The 15,600-nt window shown below is 67.7% G+C and carries 14 protein-coding genes; 10 read left to right on the top strand and 4 right to left on the bottom strand.

Annotated elements, in window-relative coordinates; translation table 11 throughout:
* Positions 1 to 145 precede the first annotated feature (145 nt).
* On the top strand, positions 146 to 1,201 hold the full coding sequence (gene gnd / locus WDU99_RS12295) for a phosphogluconate dehydrogenase (NAD(+)-dependent, decarboxylating) (RefSeq protein WP_337332755.1): 1,056 nt from the start codon (positions 146 to 148) through the stop codon (positions 1,199 to 1,201).
* A gap of 41 nt (positions 1,202 to 1,242) precedes the next feature.
* On the opposite strand, the gene WDU99_RS12290 is transcribed toward gnd, so the two are convergent.
* Genes WDU99_RS12290 through WDU99_RS12280 form a run of 3 tightly spaced genes read right to left on the bottom strand, consistent with a single transcriptional unit; the run spans position 1,243 to position 2,622 of the window.
* On the bottom strand, positions 1,243 to 1,938 hold the full coding sequence (locus WDU99_RS12290; protein WP_337332754.1) for an SGNH/GDSL hydrolase family protein: 696 nt from the start codon (positions 1,936 to 1,938) through the stop codon (positions 1,243 to 1,245).
* A gap of 33 nt (positions 1,939 to 1,971) precedes the next feature.
* Positions 1,972 to 2,466 (bottom strand): gluconokinase, encoded by a 495-nt coding sequence (locus WDU99_RS12285; protein ID WP_337332753.1) that lies wholly within the window; start codon positions 2,464 to 2,466, stop codon positions 1,972 to 1,974.
* Between the two features lie 9 nt (positions 2,467 to 2,475).
* On the bottom strand, positions 2,476 to 2,622 hold the full coding sequence (locus WDU99_RS12280) for a hypothetical protein (protein ID WP_337332752.1): 147 nt from the start codon (positions 2,620 to 2,622) through the stop codon (positions 2,476 to 2,478).
* 208 nt (positions 2,623 to 2,830) lie between these two features.
* On the opposite strand from WDU99_RS12280, the gene WDU99_RS12275 reads away from it, so the two are divergent.
* From WDU99_RS12275 to WDU99_RS12240, 8 genes are all read left to right on the top strand, one after another.
* Entirely contained in the window at positions 2,831 to 3,907 is a 1,077-nt protein-coding gene (locus WDU99_RS12275; protein WP_337332751.1) for a LacI family DNA-binding transcriptional regulator, read from the top strand.
* A complete protein-coding gene (locus WDU99_RS12270) occupies positions 3,904 to 5,529 on the top strand; it encodes an FAD-dependent oxidoreductase (protein WP_337332750.1) in 1,626 nt (541 codons plus the stop codon). The genes WDU99_RS12275 and WDU99_RS12270 overlap by 4 nt, the downstream gene beginning before the upstream one ends.
* 45 nt (positions 5,530 to 5,574) lie before the next feature.
* Positions 5,575 to 6,882 carry an ABC transporter substrate-binding protein gene (locus tag WDU99_RS12265; protein WP_337332749.1) on the top strand — a complete coding sequence of 436 codons (1,308 nt, stop codon included), beginning with the start codon at positions 5,575 to 5,577 and terminating at the stop codon, positions 6,880 to 6,882.
* Between the two features lie 4 nt (positions 6,883 to 6,886).
* Positions 6,887 to 7,831 (top strand): carbohydrate ABC transporter permease, encoded by a 945-nt coding sequence (locus tag WDU99_RS12260; RefSeq protein WP_337332748.1) that lies wholly within the window; start codon positions 6,887 to 6,889, stop codon positions 7,829 to 7,831.
* Entirely contained in the window at positions 7,821 to 8,744 is a 924-nt protein-coding gene (locus WDU99_RS12255; protein ID WP_337332747.1) for a carbohydrate ABC transporter permease, read from the top strand. Before WDU99_RS12260 ends, WDU99_RS12255 begins: the two co-directional genes overlap by 11 nt.
* Positions 8,745 to 8,832: 88 nt before the next feature.
* On the top strand, positions 8,833 to 11,157 hold the full coding sequence (locus WDU99_RS12250) for a beta-xylosidase family glycoside hydrolase (protein ID WP_337332746.1): 2,325 nt from the start codon (positions 8,833 to 8,835) through the stop codon (positions 11,155 to 11,157).
* Positions 11,158 to 11,238: 81 nt separating this feature from the next.
* Complete coding sequence (locus tag WDU99_RS12245) at positions 11,239 to 12,204, top strand: acetylxylan esterase (protein ID WP_337332745.1); 966 nt, start codon at positions 11,239 to 11,241, stop codon at positions 12,202 to 12,204.
* A gap of 110 nt (positions 12,205 to 12,314) precedes the next feature.
* Positions 12,315 to 13,334 carry a LacI family DNA-binding transcriptional regulator gene (locus WDU99_RS12240; protein WP_337332744.1) on the top strand — a complete coding sequence of 340 codons (1,020 nt, stop codon included), beginning with the start codon at positions 12,315 to 12,317 and terminating at the stop codon, positions 13,332 to 13,334.
* Between the two features lie 113 nt (positions 13,335 to 13,447).
* On the opposite strand, the gene WDU99_RS12235 is transcribed toward WDU99_RS12240, so the two are convergent.
* Positions 13,448 to 15,232 (bottom strand): beta-xylosidase family glycoside hydrolase, encoded by a 1,785-nt coding sequence (locus tag WDU99_RS12235; protein WP_337332743.1) that lies wholly within the window; start codon positions 15,230 to 15,232, stop codon positions 13,448 to 13,450.
* Between the two features lie 10 nt (positions 15,233 to 15,242).
* Here WDU99_RS12235 and WDU99_RS12230 point away from each other — a divergent pair, with 10 nt between their 5' ends.
* Positions 15,243 to 15,470 (top strand): hypothetical protein, encoded by a 228-nt coding sequence (locus tag WDU99_RS12230; protein WP_337332742.1) that lies wholly within the window; start codon positions 15,243 to 15,245, stop codon positions 15,468 to 15,470.
* Positions 15,471 to 15,600: the final 130 nt, after the last annotated feature.

Below are 15,600 nucleotides of genomic sequence, written 5' to 3'. Positions count from 1 at the left end.
AGGTGAAAACCTCGGCGTGTCGCCGGACAAGCGTTCAATCTCCCTGCATCCGTTCCCGACAACGGGGCGGGGAGCGAGGTGCGAGCCCCTTGCCCGCCTCCCCGACGTGCGTGACGATGGAACGACCGGACACGAGGGAGACGCCATGCAGCTGGGAATGATCGGACTGGGCCGGATGGGCGCGAACATCGTGCGCAGGCTGATGAAGGACGGGCACGACTGCGTCGCCTATGACGTGAATCCGGATGCTGTCGCGGCGCTCGCCGCAGAGGGTGCGTCCGGGGCATCCGACCTCGCCGACTTCGCCGCGCAGCTGCAGACCCCGCGCGTGGTCTGGGTGATGGTGCCCGCATCGCTGACCGGGCAGGTCGTCGACGAGGTCGCCGCGCACCTGGAGCCTGGCGACATCGTCATCGACGGCGGCAACTCGAACTACCGCGACGACGTGCGCCGCGCCGCCGCGCTGCGCGAGCGCGGCATCGAGTACGTCGATGCCGGCACGAGCGGTGGGGTGTTCGGTCTCGAGCGCGGGTACTGCCTCATGGTCGGGGGATCGGATGCTGCCGTGCAGCACATCGAGCCGCTGCTGCGCACCATCGCGCCGGGCGCCGGTGAGATCGAACGGACCCCGGGACGCACCGGCGAACTCGCGCCCGAGGAGCAGGGCTATCTGCACTGTGGTCAGGCCGGCTCCGGCCACTTCGTGAAGATGGTGCACAACGGCATCGAGTACGGCATCATGGCGGCGATCGCCGAGGGCCTGAACCTGCTCGAGAACGCGGATGCCGGCGTGCGCGAGGCGGAGCACTCCGCCGAGGTCGCCCCGCTCGAAGAGCCCGAGTTCTACCAGTTCGACATCGACACCGCGAAGGTCACCGAACTGTGGCGGCGCGGGTCGGTGATCTCGTCGTGGCTGCTCGACCTGACCGCCACCGCGCTGCACGAGAACCCCGCGCTCGACGGGCTCGCCGGTCGCGTCTCGGACTCGGGCGAGGGCCGCTGGACTGTCAAGGCCGCGATCGACGTGGGAGTTCCAGTGCCCGTGCTGTCGTCCGCGCTGTTCGAGCGCTTCGCCTCACGCGATGAAGACCAGTTCGCCAACCAGGTGCTCTCGGCGATGCGCCTGCAGTTCGGCGGCCACAAAGAGCTGCCCGCCGGCGACGTGCTCGAGGCCGGCGCCCGCAAGTCCGACTCGCGCTGATGCGAGTCGCGGGCAACCAGCGAGTCTCGGGCAACCAGCCGTCAGATCGCGCGTGCGACGCGCTGGGTCAGGTCGGGCAGGACGCGGTCGGATGCTGCCGGCGCGCGCAGCCCGAGCACGCGGGCGATCTCGAGGGTCAGCGCGGCGTGACCGGCGTCTCCGGGGTGGAAGGGATCGTCGAGCAGGCTGTGCGGCACGTCGCCCGCGCCGAGCTCGGCGAACTTCGCGAACTGGTCGACGAGGATGGCGTCCTCGGCAGCGGCGACATCGCGGATCGCCTGCGCGAAGTCGGCGATGCGGGCGCGCTCGGGGGCGTTGGCGACGTCGATCGCGGGCTGGGTCTGCAGTACCGGGATCGCCCAGGTGGCGCGCACCCGGCGCACGAATTCGGTGACCGAGGCGGCGAACTGCGCGGGTGAGACCACCGGGAAGACGCCGGCGTCCGAGCAGTCGTTCGTGCCGATCATGAGCGTGACGACGTCCGGGCGCCACATGGCCACGCGCCGGTCGAAGTCTTCGAGCAGCAGCACTACTCGCCAGCCGCTGATGCCCGTGTTGATCAGCACGTCCTGCACTCGGCCCATGTCGCCGCGGATCAGCTCGTGCAGGTGATCGACGTAATTGCGGGCACCCTGGGTGTGCAGAAGTCCGTGGGTGATGGAATCGCCGGTGAGCACCCAGGTGAGAGGGCGTTCGGATTCGAGGGCGGCGCGCAGCCGCTGCAGGTCAGCGTTCATCACTGCAGAATCGTAGCGGGCGCCGGCCGGGGCTCAGGCGAGCGCGTCGACCGCGCGCGCGACGAGCTCGTCGGGCCCGGCGTCGACCTGGATGACGACACCCGGCTCGTCGGCCTCCAGCGGCTCGAGCGTGTCGAGCTGCGACTGCAGCAGCGCCGGCGGCATGAAGTGGTCCTCACGGTGCGAGACCTGGCTGGCGAGGCGTTCGAGGTCGGCGTCGAGCATCACGAACCGCGTGCGCGGTGCGCGTCCGCGCAGCACGTCGCGGTAAGCGCGCTTGAGTGCCGAACAGGCGATGACGGGCGTCGGATGCTGAGAGAGCGCGTTCCCGACGCGCTCGAGCCAGGGCATCCGATCCTCGTCGGTGAGCGGGATACCCGCACTCATCTTCGCCACGTTCGCTTCGTCGTGCAGGTCGTCGGCGTCGATGAAGGGCATCCCGAGCCGCTCGCCGATCAGCCGGGCGATCGTCGTCTTTCCTGCGCCGGACACACCCATCACCACGATCGGGTGGTGTGACTGCGGCACGGTCTCTGCTCAGCCGAACAGCAGTGTCAGCACGGTCGCACCGCCACCGACGAGGATGAGCGAGGCGATGGTCACCCAGGCGATGACGCGGATGCGCTTCTGGCGACCCTCGCTGTAGGCGGAGAGGTCCTCGGCTTCTTCATGCGGTGAGTTCACTCACGAAGCGTATCGCGTGTCCGCACGAGCCTCGGCCGTGCATCCGATAATGCGGATTACGCCACGGTGAGTCCACGCCAGCAGGGCGCACCAGGATGGCTGCGGGGCATAAATAATGCGCATTATCATCTTGACCGATCGCGCCCCGGCATCAGAGACTCGGGAATCACGCGCGCCACCCAACACCCATCCCGATCGAGGAGGATCGATGCCACGCCATCGCTTCACCCAGGCCGACGTCGCCGCCATGGCCGGCGTCAGCCAGTCGACCGTCAGCTTCGTGCTCAACGGCAACGCTCCGATCGGCGTGCGCATCTCCGAAGAGACCCGCAACCGCGTGCTCGAGGCCATCCGCATCACCGGCTACTCCGCCAACCCTGTCGCACAGCGCCTGGCCGGCGGCCGCAACCAGATCCTGGGTGTCTTCACCTACGAGAAGACATTCCCGCGCGGCGGCCGCGACTTCTACGGCGGGTTCCTCAACGGCATCGAGCGCGCCGCCGAGCAGCTCGGCGTCGACATGCTGCTGTTCACCTCGGCGCGTGTCGTCGACGGTCGCCGCCGCTTGACCCGCGACGGCTGGCAGCGCCTCGGCCTCGCCGACGGATGCCTGCTGTTGGGGCAACGTGAGGACCAGAGCGAACTGCAGCACCTGCTCGACACCAACTATCCCTTCGTGTTCATCGGAAAGCGTGTCAGCGAGGGCGGTCGCCTGCCCTATGTCGGCGCCGACTATGTCGAGGCGACCGCACGGCAGGTCGGGCGGCTTCGCGCGCTCGGGCACACCCGCATCGGATACGTCGGTCCGCAGGGCGCCGATCAGGCTTCCATCGACCGAATCGACGGCTACACCAGGGCCATGCGCGCCGATCGCCTGCCGCTGCGTTTCGTCGACATGCACGACGCGCAGGCGGGCGCCGACGAGATCGTCGAACGCCGTCTCACCGCCATCCTCGTCGCGCCCGAACAGTCACCGGACGAGATCGTCGACGCACTCGGGCAGCGCGGAGTGCGTATGCCCGATGACGTGTCGTTCCTGCTGCTCGGCCAGTCGCACCACCTGCGTCAGCGCGATGTGAGCTGGTCGGGGTTCACCGTGCCCCGGGAGGAGATGGGTGCCCGTGCGCTCGTGCTGCTCTCGCGCATCGTCGATGAGGACTCGCGTGCAGCATCCGATTCCCGCTCGCGCCTGGACGATGCCGACCTGCATCAGATGCTTCCCTGCCCCGACGTCGACGGCACGTCGCTCGCCCCTGCCCCCATATCCGAGAGGACCCATCCGTGACAACGCCTGACCTGACGACCGACATCCTCATCGTAGGAGCCGGCCTCGGCGGCATCGCCGCAGCCCTGGCCGCCGCCGACCGAGGATCCCGCGTCGTGCTCACCGAGGAGTTCCCATGGATCGGCGGGCAGCTCACCTCGCAGGGCGTGCCGCCAGATGAGCATCCGTGGGTCGAGGAATTCGGGGTCACCGCACGCTACCGGGCGCTGCGTGACGGCATCCGAGAGGTGTACCGCCGCCGCTATCCCCTCACCGACGCCGCCCGCGGACGCGCGGACCTCAACCCCGGTGCGGGCTGGGTGTCGAAGCTGTGCCACGAACCGCGCGTCGCCGTCGGCGTGCTCGAAGAGATGCTCGCGCCGTACCGATCGACCGGCCGCATCCGCCTTCTCGAGCGCATGCGCCCCGTCGCGGCGCGCGTCGACGGCGACCGGATCAGCGCAGTGACGCTCGAGTCGGTGCTCGACGACGCCCGCACGACCGTGGCCGCCGACTACGTCATCGACGCCACCGAGACCGGCGAGCTGCTGCCGCTGACCGGCACAGAGTACGTCATCGGGTTCGAATCGCGTGCCGAGACCGGCGAGCCCAGCGCGCCCGAGACTGCGCAGCCCGACAATGTGCAGGCGCTGAGCATCTGCTTCGCGATCGAACACGCCGAGGGCGACCACACGATCGAGCGGCCGGCCGAATACGACTTCTGGCGCGCGTACGCACCGGAGGCATGGCAAGGGAATCGGATGCTGTCATGGCGGGCCCCCAACCCGCGAACGCTCGTGATCGACGACCGCAACTTCGACCCCAACCCCGGCGACGATGTGAGCGAGGTCGACGCCGACCAGTCGCGCAATGCCGGTGACCAGAACCTGTGGACGTTCCGGCGCATCGCCGCACGAGACATGTTCGAGGCGGGCTTCTACGACAGCGACATCTGCCTGGTGAACTGGCCGAGCATCGACTACTTCCTCGCGCCCGTGCTCGATGCGTCGCGCGAAGACGAGCTGACCCACTATGAGCGCGCCAGGCAACTGAGCCTGTCGATGCTGTACTGGATGCAGACCGAGGCACCCCGCCCCGACGGAGGCACCGGCTACCCCGGCCTGCGTCTGCTGCCAGAAGTGATGGGTTCGGACGACGGGCTCGCGCAGGCGCCTTACCACCGCGAGTCGCGCCGCATCCGCGCGGTCACCACGATCACCGAGAACGACGTGTCGTACGCGGTGCGCGGCGATGCGGGCGCCACCCGCTACCGTGACTCGGTCGGCGTCGGAATGTACCGCATCGACCTGCACCCGTCCACCGGGGGCGACACGTACATCGATGTCGCCTCGACCCCGTTCGAGATCCCGCTCGGCGCACTCATCCCGCAGCGGATGACCAACCTGATCGCGGCGAACAAGAACATCGGCACGACCCACATCACCAACGGCTGCTACCGGCTGCACCCCGTCGAATGGAACATCGGCGAAGCCGCCGGTCACCTGGCTGCGTACTGCCTGGCATCCGACACCCGGCCGCACGCCGTGCACGCCGACGACGAGCTGCTCGACGCCTACCAGCGTGAGCTCGACGACACGGGCGTGGAGCGTCACTGGCCGGAAGGACGCGTCTACGCCTACTGATCCCGACTCTTACCCACCCAGCACCAGACCCACGAAGGAGTGAGCATGACCCCGTACACCTCGCGCAGAAAGCGCGCCACGATCGCGATCGGCGCCGGCATCTCCGCCGCCGCCCTCGCCCTGACCGGATGCAGTGGTTCCTCCACCGGCACCGAGGCCCCCGATGAGCCCGTCGAGCTGCGCATGACCGTGTGGACGGCCGATGAATCGCAGCTGGGGATGTTCCAGGAGATCGCCGACGCCTATGTCGCCGAGAACCCGGACCTCGTTTCGAAGGTGACCTTCGAGCCGATCCCGTTCGAGGACTACACCACCAGCCTCACCACACAGCTCGCCGGCGGCAACGCCCCTGACCTGGGGTGGATCCTCGAGAGCTACGCGCCCGAGTTCGTCTCCTCCGGCGCGCTGGCCGACATCACCGACACCCTCAAGAACACCGAGGGCTACGACTACGACGACCTGATCGACTCGTCACTGGCGCTGTGGCAGCAGGACGAGAAGCTCTTCGCCTACCCGTTCTCGAACAGCCCGTTCGCGATGTTCGTCAACACCGATCAGCTCTCGGCCGCCGGTCAGGCCAACCCGGCCGACCTCGTCGCCTCTGGCGACTGGACCTACGACGCCGCTCGCGACATGTCGGCAGCCACGGCGGAGAACACCGGCAAGGCGGGCATGGTCGTGCGCGACTTCGACTACAAGGTGTGGGAGAACCTCGCCAGCGTCTGGGGCGGCTGGGATGCCGCGCCGTGGAGCGCCGACGGCACGCAGTGCACATTCACCGACCCTGCGATGATCGACGCGCTCACCTGGTTCCACGACGCCGTCTTCGAGGACGGTGCCATTCCCGGCCCGGGCGTCACTGCCGATTTCTTCGCCGGGGATGCCGCGATGACCATCACCCAGATCAGCCGGGCATCCGCCCTCGACGACTCGTTCGCATGGGACATCGTGCCGCTGCCGGCCGGGCCTGCGGGCAAGCAGAACGTGATCGGGCAGGCCGGCATCGGCGTGTTCGCCAACGCGGAGCATCCGACGGTCGCCGCCGACTTCCTCGCGTACTTCACCAACCCCGAGAACGCCGAGAAGCTGGCGACGTACTTCCCGCCGCCCCGCGAGTCGCTGCTGAACGCAGAGACGCTCGCCGCCGCCAACCCGCGCCTGAGCGAGGACCAGTTGCAGTCGGTCGTCGTCGAGGGCATCCAGGATGCCGTCACGAAGCCGACGCACAAGAACTTCGCGCAGCTGCAGGACACCGTGCGCGCCCAGCTGGACTCGCTGTGGAAGAAGGATGCCGACGTCGAGGCCGTGCTGAACTCGACCTGCGAGGCGATCACGCCGCTGCTGGAGGGCTGATCGGATGACCGCCACTGCCGCCGTCGTGGCGGCCGAGTCCGCGGAGCGGGGAGGACGTCGTCCTCGCCGCTCCGCGGCGACCCGCGGCGACTGGATCGTGGGATACACGATGGTCGCGCCGGTCGTGCTCGGCTCGCTCGCCTTCGTGATCGCCCCGCTCATCGCGGTGGTCTGGTTCTCACTGCACGACTGGAACGTGCTGGCGAACACGTTCGTGTTCTCGGGAGCAGACAACTACGAGCGGATGCTGGCAGACCCGGGTCTGCACAATTCGCTGCTGGTCAGCCTGTGGTTCTCCATCGGGCTGGTCGCGCTGAATGTGTCTCTCGCGCTGTTCCTGGCGGTGCTGCTGAACCAGAAGCTGCCCACCACGACGACGTTCCGCACGTTCTTCTTCTCGCCGGTGGTCGTCTCGCTGGTCGCGTGGACCATCGTGTGGAGCTTTCTGCTGCAGGCCGACGGCGGCATCAACGGATTCCTGTCGCTGCTCGGCATCGAGGGACCGAACTGGCTGCGCGGCGAGGTCACCGCGATGATCTCGGTCATCGTCGTGCAGGTGTTCAAGAACGTCGGTCTCAACATGATCCTGTTCCTCGCCGCCCTGCAGGGTGTGCCGGAGGAGATCAGCGAGGCCGCCCGCATCGACGGCGCCGGAGCGTGGCGCCGGTTCCGGTCGATCACGCTGCCGATGATCAGTCCGACCATCATGCTCGTGATGATCCTGACCATCGTCGGCTCGCTGGAGGTCTTCGCCCAGATCGACGTGCTTACCGGCGGCGGGCCAGGCAACTCTACGACCGTGCTCGTCTACTACCTGTACCAGCAGGCGTTCCGATTCAACGACTTCGGCTATGCCAGCGCCATCGCGGTGCTGCTGTTCATCATCGTGCTGATCCTGACGCTCGTGCAGTGGCAGACCCGGAAGAAGTGGGTGTTCCATGAGAACTGAGACGGCCGAGCCCGAAGCCCTGTCCACCCGCGCTGTCGTCACCGGCAGCAGCAGACCTGTGCGATCGAGCGGAGCGAAGCGCAAGCGCCGCTGGGTTGCCGCCGGATTGATCACGCTGATGGCGGTGCTCAGCATCCCGTTCGTCTTCCCGACGCTGTGGATGATCACCTCGAGCTTCAAGCCCATGCGCGAGATCCTGCAGAAGGTGCCGACGCTGTGGCCCGCCGATCCCACTGCGGCCGCTTACGGCGAGGTGTTCCGGCTGCAGCCGTTCGCGCAGCAGTACTGGAACAGCTTGTACATCGCCGCCCTCGTCACGGTCGGCACCATGCTGGTGGCGGCCATGGCCGGATACGCGTTCGCTCGCATCCGCTTCCCCGGTGCCAACGCGCTGTTCCTGGTGGTGCTCGTCGGTCTGCTCGTGCCGAGTGAGGTGACGATCGTTCCCCTGTTCCGCTTCGTGAACGGGCTGGGACTGATCGACACGCATTGGCCCTTGATCGTCATTCCGATCTTCGGCGCGCCTGCGGTGCTGGCGATCTTCATCATGCGGCAGTTCTTCCTCGGGCTGCCCGCTGAACTCGAGGAAGCCGGACGCATGGACGGCCTGGGCCGGTGGGGCATCTTCTGGCGAATCGCCTTCCCTCTCTCGCGCTCGGCGCTCGCCGCCGTGGCGATCTTCACCTTCCTGAAGTCGTGGAACCTGTACCTCGAGCCGATCGTGTATCTGTCGAGCAAGAAGATGTTCACGCTGCCGCAGGCGCTGACGCAGTACGTCGATGCCTACGGCGGACCGATGTGGAACGTGCAGCTCGCGGCGACGACCCTCACCGTCGTGCCCGTGCTAGTGGTCTTCCTCTTCGCACAGAAGCAGTTCGTGCAGGGTCTGGCGAACACCGGGCTGAAGGGCTGATCGGCGGACAGCGCCAATTCAAGATCTCGGGCGCAGTGCCCGCTGATCGTCGCGCTCGAACGCGGGCGCCACTCAAAGGAGAGAAGAGATGAAGATCACGCTCAGACGCTCGCGTCGAGCCGCGCAGGCGGTCGTCGCGGTCGGGGTCGCCGCGGTCATGGCGGCGGCGGGGACGCTCCCCGCGTCGGCGGTACCGCCCGGTGCGGGCGGCATGGTGACGACCGAGGTGGCGCCCCCGCCGGCGGATTGGCCGGTGTTCGGCTACCAGGGCATCATCACGAACAAATCGGAGATGACTTACAACCCCACCAACGAGTTCATCTTCCCGAGCGTGTTCCACGCGGGGGAGCACTTCGCGAATCCGCTTGGCGAGTGGTACCTGTACACGGCGCCGCACGATGACCCCGGCGGGATCGTGCTGATGTACGCCGACAGCTTGGAGGGCCCTTGGACGGAGCACACCGGAAATCCGGTGATCTCGCGGGTGTGGGAGCCGCACTACAACCTCGAGGGCGGCCGGTCCGGTGACAGCCACGTGTCGACGCCTGACACGTTCTGGAACGCCGAAGAGGGAAAGATGTTCCTCTACTTCCACGGCACCAACTCGACCACGCGATACGCCACGAGCGATGACGGCATCACCTTCGAGTACGGCGGAGTGGCTGTCAACAACGCGATGAGCGACGTCGAGGGCGGCCCGAAGACCGTCCAGTCGGCGTACGCGCGCGTATTCGAGCATCCGGACCCCGATTCGCCCTACAACTACGCGATGCTCTACATGACCAATGACAACACGCCCGTCGCGGGCGGGTTGCCCGGCGTGCGCCGCATCCGCCTCGCCGAGTCGGTGGACGCCCGCGACTGGGTGGTCGATCCGCAGGTGATCCTGAGCCCTGGTGAGGAGGAGGGCGCGAACGTCTCGAGCCCGAACCTGTGGGAGCACGACGGCCAGCTGTACCTGCTGTATCACGCATCCAGCGGCAACAGCTACGCCCGCACGATCGACAAGACGCTGCGCGTGGTCGGAGACACCCCGATCCTGCTGCACTCCGCCAGCGGGCTGGGCACGGACACCGGCCGCGTGGCGGCGCCCGAGGTCGTCAGCGACGGCGATGACACCTACCTGTTCTACGAGGCAGGCGACCGACTGGGCGGCACGATCGCGTGGGCGAAGGACGGCGCGGAGACAGTCATCGAGCCGACATTCGGTGGATTCCCGACCGACGAGGCCAACCCCGTCTTCGAGACATGCGCCGCACCGGGGTCCGATGAGTTCGACGAGGGGCTCGACGACGTCTGGGGCCGCACCGTGCGTGAAGATCTCGCACGCCACGCAGTCTCGGACGGAACGCTCACGATCCCGACCTATTCCGGCGGCGTCGCCGCGGCACCTCTGCTGCAGCAGGAGCTGCCCGACGGGGCGTGGCAGGTGACGACGAAGATCACGATCGATCCGGGTCAGACCTACCAGCAGGCCGGACTGCTGCTTTACGCGAGCGACACCGACTACCTCAAGCTCGACATGGGGCAGGCCAAGCCCGGCCGCGTGGTCGAGCTCGTCTCGGCGGGCACGCCGTCATTCACGACGCAGCAGCGCTACCACGATTCACAGATCTGGCTCCGGCTCACGAGCGACGGCTCGCAGATCGAAGGCTCGGTCTCGTCGGATGGTGTGAACTTCGACCGCATCGGGTCGATGCTGAGTGCGGAATCCGCCGCCGGAGTGCCCCGGTTCACACATGTCGGCCCGTTCGCCTTCCGCGGCGGGGCCGCGACACCCGAGATCGAGGCGACCTTCGACTGGTTCCGCTTTTCGCCGAGTGCTCAGCAGTACGAGGAGTGCATGGGCGTGCCGGGTGAGCCGGGCGAACCTGCTGAGCTTGTCGTCACGTTCGCACACAGCGAGCTTGCCCCTGGCGATGATCAGATCGTCACCGGCACGGGCTTCGCGGCGGGTGAGCGTGTCGTCGGTGTCATGAACTCCGACCCTCTGGACCTTGGCGTGCAGACTGCGGGTTCGGACGGCGTGGTCGTCTTCTCCTGGACCATTCCCCAGGACATCGATGACGGCATCCACACGGTGACCTTGACCGGCGACGAGTCGGGTGAAGCGAGTGCGCAGTTCCGCGTCGCATCGGATGCTGACGGCGAGGTACCCGGCGGTGATGGCTCCGATGGCGATGGCTCCGATGGCGATGGCTCCGATGGCGACGGCTCCGATGGCGCGGGTGGCGACCCGGACCGCCCTGGTGATCAGACCGGCCCGGTCGAAGCCGCTGATACGGCGGACGGTGAGACGGACCTGGCTGTCACCGGCGCCGACACCAGCACCGCGTGGGCAGCCGGCCTGCTGCTGCTCCTTGCCGGTGCAGCGGCCGTGGCCATCGGCCGTCGGCGCCGTCGGACGGCGTAGCGACATCGGGGTGCACGCGGTCGGCGGATCGCGTGCACCCCCGGATGCTTCTCAATCGCCGCCGTCTGGAAGGATGCTCACATGCCTCGCTTCGACCTTCGCCCCGAAGAACTGCGCGACTACCGGCCCGAGGTCGCGGAGCCCGTCGACTTCGATGCCTTCTGGCTGCGCACGCTGCAAGAGGCGCGGGCTCGCGCGCGACCCGTGCAGCTTCGTCGCTCGACGTCGGCGCTGCAGGCGGTCGAGGTGTACGACGTGACATTCTCTGGCTTCGCAGGTGATCCCGTCAGCGCGTGGCTCACCCTGCCCACCGGTCACTCCGGGCAGTTGCCCGCCGTGGTCGAGTACAACGGCTACGGGGGTGGACGCGGGCTGCCGCACGAACGGTTGGCGTGGGCGGTGTCCGGCTACGCTCACCTGTTCATGGACACGCGCGGGCAGGGGTCCATGTGGGGCACCGGCGGGGTCACTGCCGACCCGCACGGCTCGACGCCGGCGGTACCCGGGTTCATGACCCAGGGCATCCGCGATCCACAGGATTACTACTATCGTCGACTCATAACCGACGCAGTGCTGGCGGTCGACGCGGTGCGTCAACTCGACGTCGTCGACCCCGAGCGCGTCTCTGTCGCCGGTGTGAGCCAGGGCGGTGGGCTGACGATCGCCGCCGCCGGGCTGAGCGAAGGGCTGATCGCGGCGATGCCCGACGTGCCGTTCCTGTGTCACTTCCGCCGCGCGGTCGGACTGACCGACCGCGACCCCTACCAGGAGGTCGTGCGGTACCTGGCCGTGCACCGTGACAGCGTCGACGAGGTGTTCACGACGCTGTCGTACTTCGATGGAGTGAACTTCGCGAAGCGGGCGAACATGCCGGCGCTGTTCTCGGCCGCGATGCTCGACCAGACCTGCCCGCCGTCGACCGTGTACGCGGCACGCAACCACTGGGCCGGCTCCGCCGACATCGTCGACTACCACTTCAACGGTCACGAGGGCGGGCTCGGCCTGCAGTGGGAGCGTCAGGCCGCATTCCTCGCCGCACTGACCTGAGTCCGCGTCGGGACAGTCGGATGCCGGCGCTCTTCGCCGTCGCGGTCCGATAATGCGCATGATCGGGCGCGGTGTCGCGCGACACCCGAGCTTTGCCGCAGGATGAACTGGTGACCTCGAAGCCGGTGCGTCTGACCCAGCGACACATCGCCGAACTCGCCGGTGTGAGCCAGGCCATCGTGTCGCTCGTGGTGAGCGGGCGCACGGATGCGACCACGCGCGTCTCGGAGCCGACGCGTCGGCGGGTGCTGCGCGTCATCGAAGAGACCGGGTACAGCGTCGATCCGGCGGCGAGGATGCTGGCCGGCAGATCGAACGCGCTGATCGGCGTGTTCACGTACGAGTCGGCGTTTCCGCGGGAGTCCTCGGATTTCTACGCGCCCTTGCTGCGTGGGGTGGAGTCAGCTGCCGAGGCGCTCGGCCAGGATCTGCTGTTGTTCACCAGCTCGCGCACGCAGGACGGGCGCCGGCGACTGCTTCACGAGGGCAGTCGTCTGCGGATGGCGGACGGGTGCGTGCTGCTCGGCCGGGAGATGAACGGCGGCGAGCTGAGCGCACTGGTCGATCGCGGGTTCCCGTTCGTTGCTGTCGGACGACGTGACGGCGATGAGCGCATTCCCTACGTAGGAGCCGCCTATTGCGCGACTGTGACCGAACTCGTCACGCTCGCCATCGAGCGTGGACATCGAAGGTTCGGGTACGTGCGCCTGCCCTACGACTCAGAGTCGACGCGCGACCGGTTGGAGAGCTTCCGGAGCGCGGTCGATCAGGCCGGAGCAGAAGCGGTCATCACAGCATCCGCTCCGAAGAACCCGGACGGCGTGCTCGATGAGCTGGCAGCGTCCGACGTCACCGTCGTGTTCGTCGAAGACCCGGAGGAGGCGAGCGGGATCGCGCGCAGCAACCGCTCTGCCGACCGTCCGCTATCGCTGGTCGCGCTGGGCGAATCCGATAGTCAGCACAACGAGGCGACGCCGATCACCCATCTCAGCGCTCCGCGCGCCGAGATCGGCGCGCAGGCGGTGCGCATGCTCACCAGCATCCTGTCGGGCGACGACGTGCCTCGGCGCGTGCTTCTGCCGTGCGCGATCGTATACCCCGACGCCACACTCGGGCGCGCTGCGACTTAGTGTGCCGGATGCTGGCGTGACCGCTGGGCGGGGACGGCAGAGTACGGGCGTCGGCTGGCCGGGGTGCAAGAGCGCCGCGCCCTGGGGCGCGACGCTCTTGCCCGGAAGGCGGATCAGCTGCGGCGGAGGCGGCGGAGCACCAGGGCTCCGGCTCCGGTTAGCAGAAGGAGTCCGCCGACCACGGGCAGGGCGAGGGGGACTTCGCCGCCGGTGGCGGCGAGACCGCTGTCGCCGCTGCCGTTCGGTGCGGGGTCGACGTCTGTGTCGGAGGCGTCGTCGTCTCCGGGGGTCGCACCGGGGCCTGTGCCGTCGTCGGGGGCTGTGCCGTCGCCTGGCGTCGCTCCGTCGTCGACGTCGTCTCCGGGGTTGGTTCCGTCTCCTGGGGCTGTTCCGTTTCCGGGGTCGGTGTCGTCTCCTGGGGCTGTTCCGTCGCTTGCGCAGTCGGCGAGTTCTGCTTCCGATGGGGTGAAGCGGAACCAGTTGAATCGCGCTTCGGCGTCGGGGGCGGAGGCGACGCCGCGGAACGCGGTGACGCCGATGCTGTCGGCGGCGAGGTCGGCGGCGGGGATGGGGCGGCCGACGGTGGTGAATGTGGTGCCGTCGGTGGAAAGGGCGGCGACGATGTACTCGCCGTTGCTGGAGAGGCGCAGCCAGGCGGTGCTGCCGAGGTCGGCGGGCGGGAACAAGGTGTCTTCCCACGCCCAGGAATCGAACCGGTCTTTGCCGTCGCGTTTCCAGGTGAAGTCGAATCGGATGCCGCCGTTGGCGAACGACCACACCAGCTTGGCGTTGTTGAGGTCGTCGCTGTACAGGGTCAGGCCGGCCTGGTGGTACTTCGCGGTCGGTGCGTACTCGATCTCGGTGGTGACCTCCCATGCGCCGTCTGGCACGGGCAGGTTCGGGATGGTCGCGCCGTTGATCGAGGTCGCCGGCGAGGTCAGCACGAGCGCGCCATCCTCGAGACGCTGTCTGCCCTCGTCGTCGTGCAGCACGGTCCACCTCGTCTCGAGCGCATCACCGTCGAACTCATCCGATCCGGCTCCAGAGCATTGCGCGAACAGGGGGTCGTCAGGGTGTGTGTTCACCGGGTCGCGATGGCCATCTGGATCAAGGGTCGCGTGGTGAACGGTAGCTCCGAGTCGTCCTCCTGCCTCGAAGATCATGTGCGTCTTACCGTCAGCGGTGACGATCTGCGGGGAGCTGGCACGACCGTCCTCGGGCGGGAAAGGGCTCGGGATGTACAGCGGAATCGGATCGCCGATGCCACGCAGATCGCGATCCACCTGCTTCGCGAAGATCGTGCCTACGCTCGACCCGTACAGCACGTAGTAGGTGCCGTTCCACTCCCACAGCTCGGGACCGGCGACGTTCGCACCTTCGACGGCCGTCGGCTCGACGACCCATCCGGGCTGCGCTTCCCAGCTGATCATGTCGTGCGAGTAGGCCAGTCCGATGCGGCGCACATTGGAAGTGTCATTGACCATGAAGTACATGGCGTACTCCCACCCATTCTCAGGGAACGGGTTCTCGAAGACGCGGTTGTACGAGGTCTCGGTGGCGTTCTGTCCGAACTGCTGCGTGGTCATCACCACTCCGCCGTAGTCGAACGACAGGCCGTCGGCCGAGGTGGCGTAACGATCGGTGTTGTTCTCGCCGTGGAAGTAGAGGAAGACCTCGCCGGCGTCGTCGTTCCAGGCGACGTCCGGTGAGGACACGTGGGAGACGTCGTAGTGACCGTCCCAGGTGCTCTTCACGATGGGATTGCCCTCGTAGTGGGTCCACGGGCCATCGAGCGAGTCCGCGTACATCACGTTGATGCCCCCGGGCGCGTCATGCGGTGCGTAGTAGACGTACCACTCACCCAGCGGGTCATCGAGGTGCTCGCCTGCATGGAACACCGAAGGGAAGATGAACTCGTTGCCTGGGTTCCACGTCTCGTCGGTGAAGCGGTCGATGATCGGCCCGTCGCTGGTGAAGACCGGCAGCTCGTCTTCAGGTGCTGAGAACGCCGGCGCGGCGTACTACCAGCTGGTCGTCCGGGGCGACCGCGTCGACGACCCGGAGACCGTCGAGCGGCTGCGTGCGGCCGTCGAGGTCGTCTGGCGGGGGATGGTGGCGCGGGGCTGCGCGACTTAAGGGGAGGGCATCGCGGTTGCATTCCCGCGATGCCCTCCTGGCAGTCGGTGTCCGTCGCTGCGTCCCCCTTCAGCACGCATCCCCAGAGCGACCACGTCCCCAGCTGTCCCTGCAGGGCATCTGCGTGACA

It is taken from the genome of Microbacterium bandirmense, from assembly GCF_037204185.1.
In the GTDB taxonomy this organism is placed as follows: domain Bacteria; phylum Actinomycetota; class Actinomycetes; order Actinomycetales; family Microbacteriaceae; genus Microbacterium; species Microbacterium bandirmense.
This window is presented reverse-complemented; position numbering and strand designations above follow the sequence as displayed.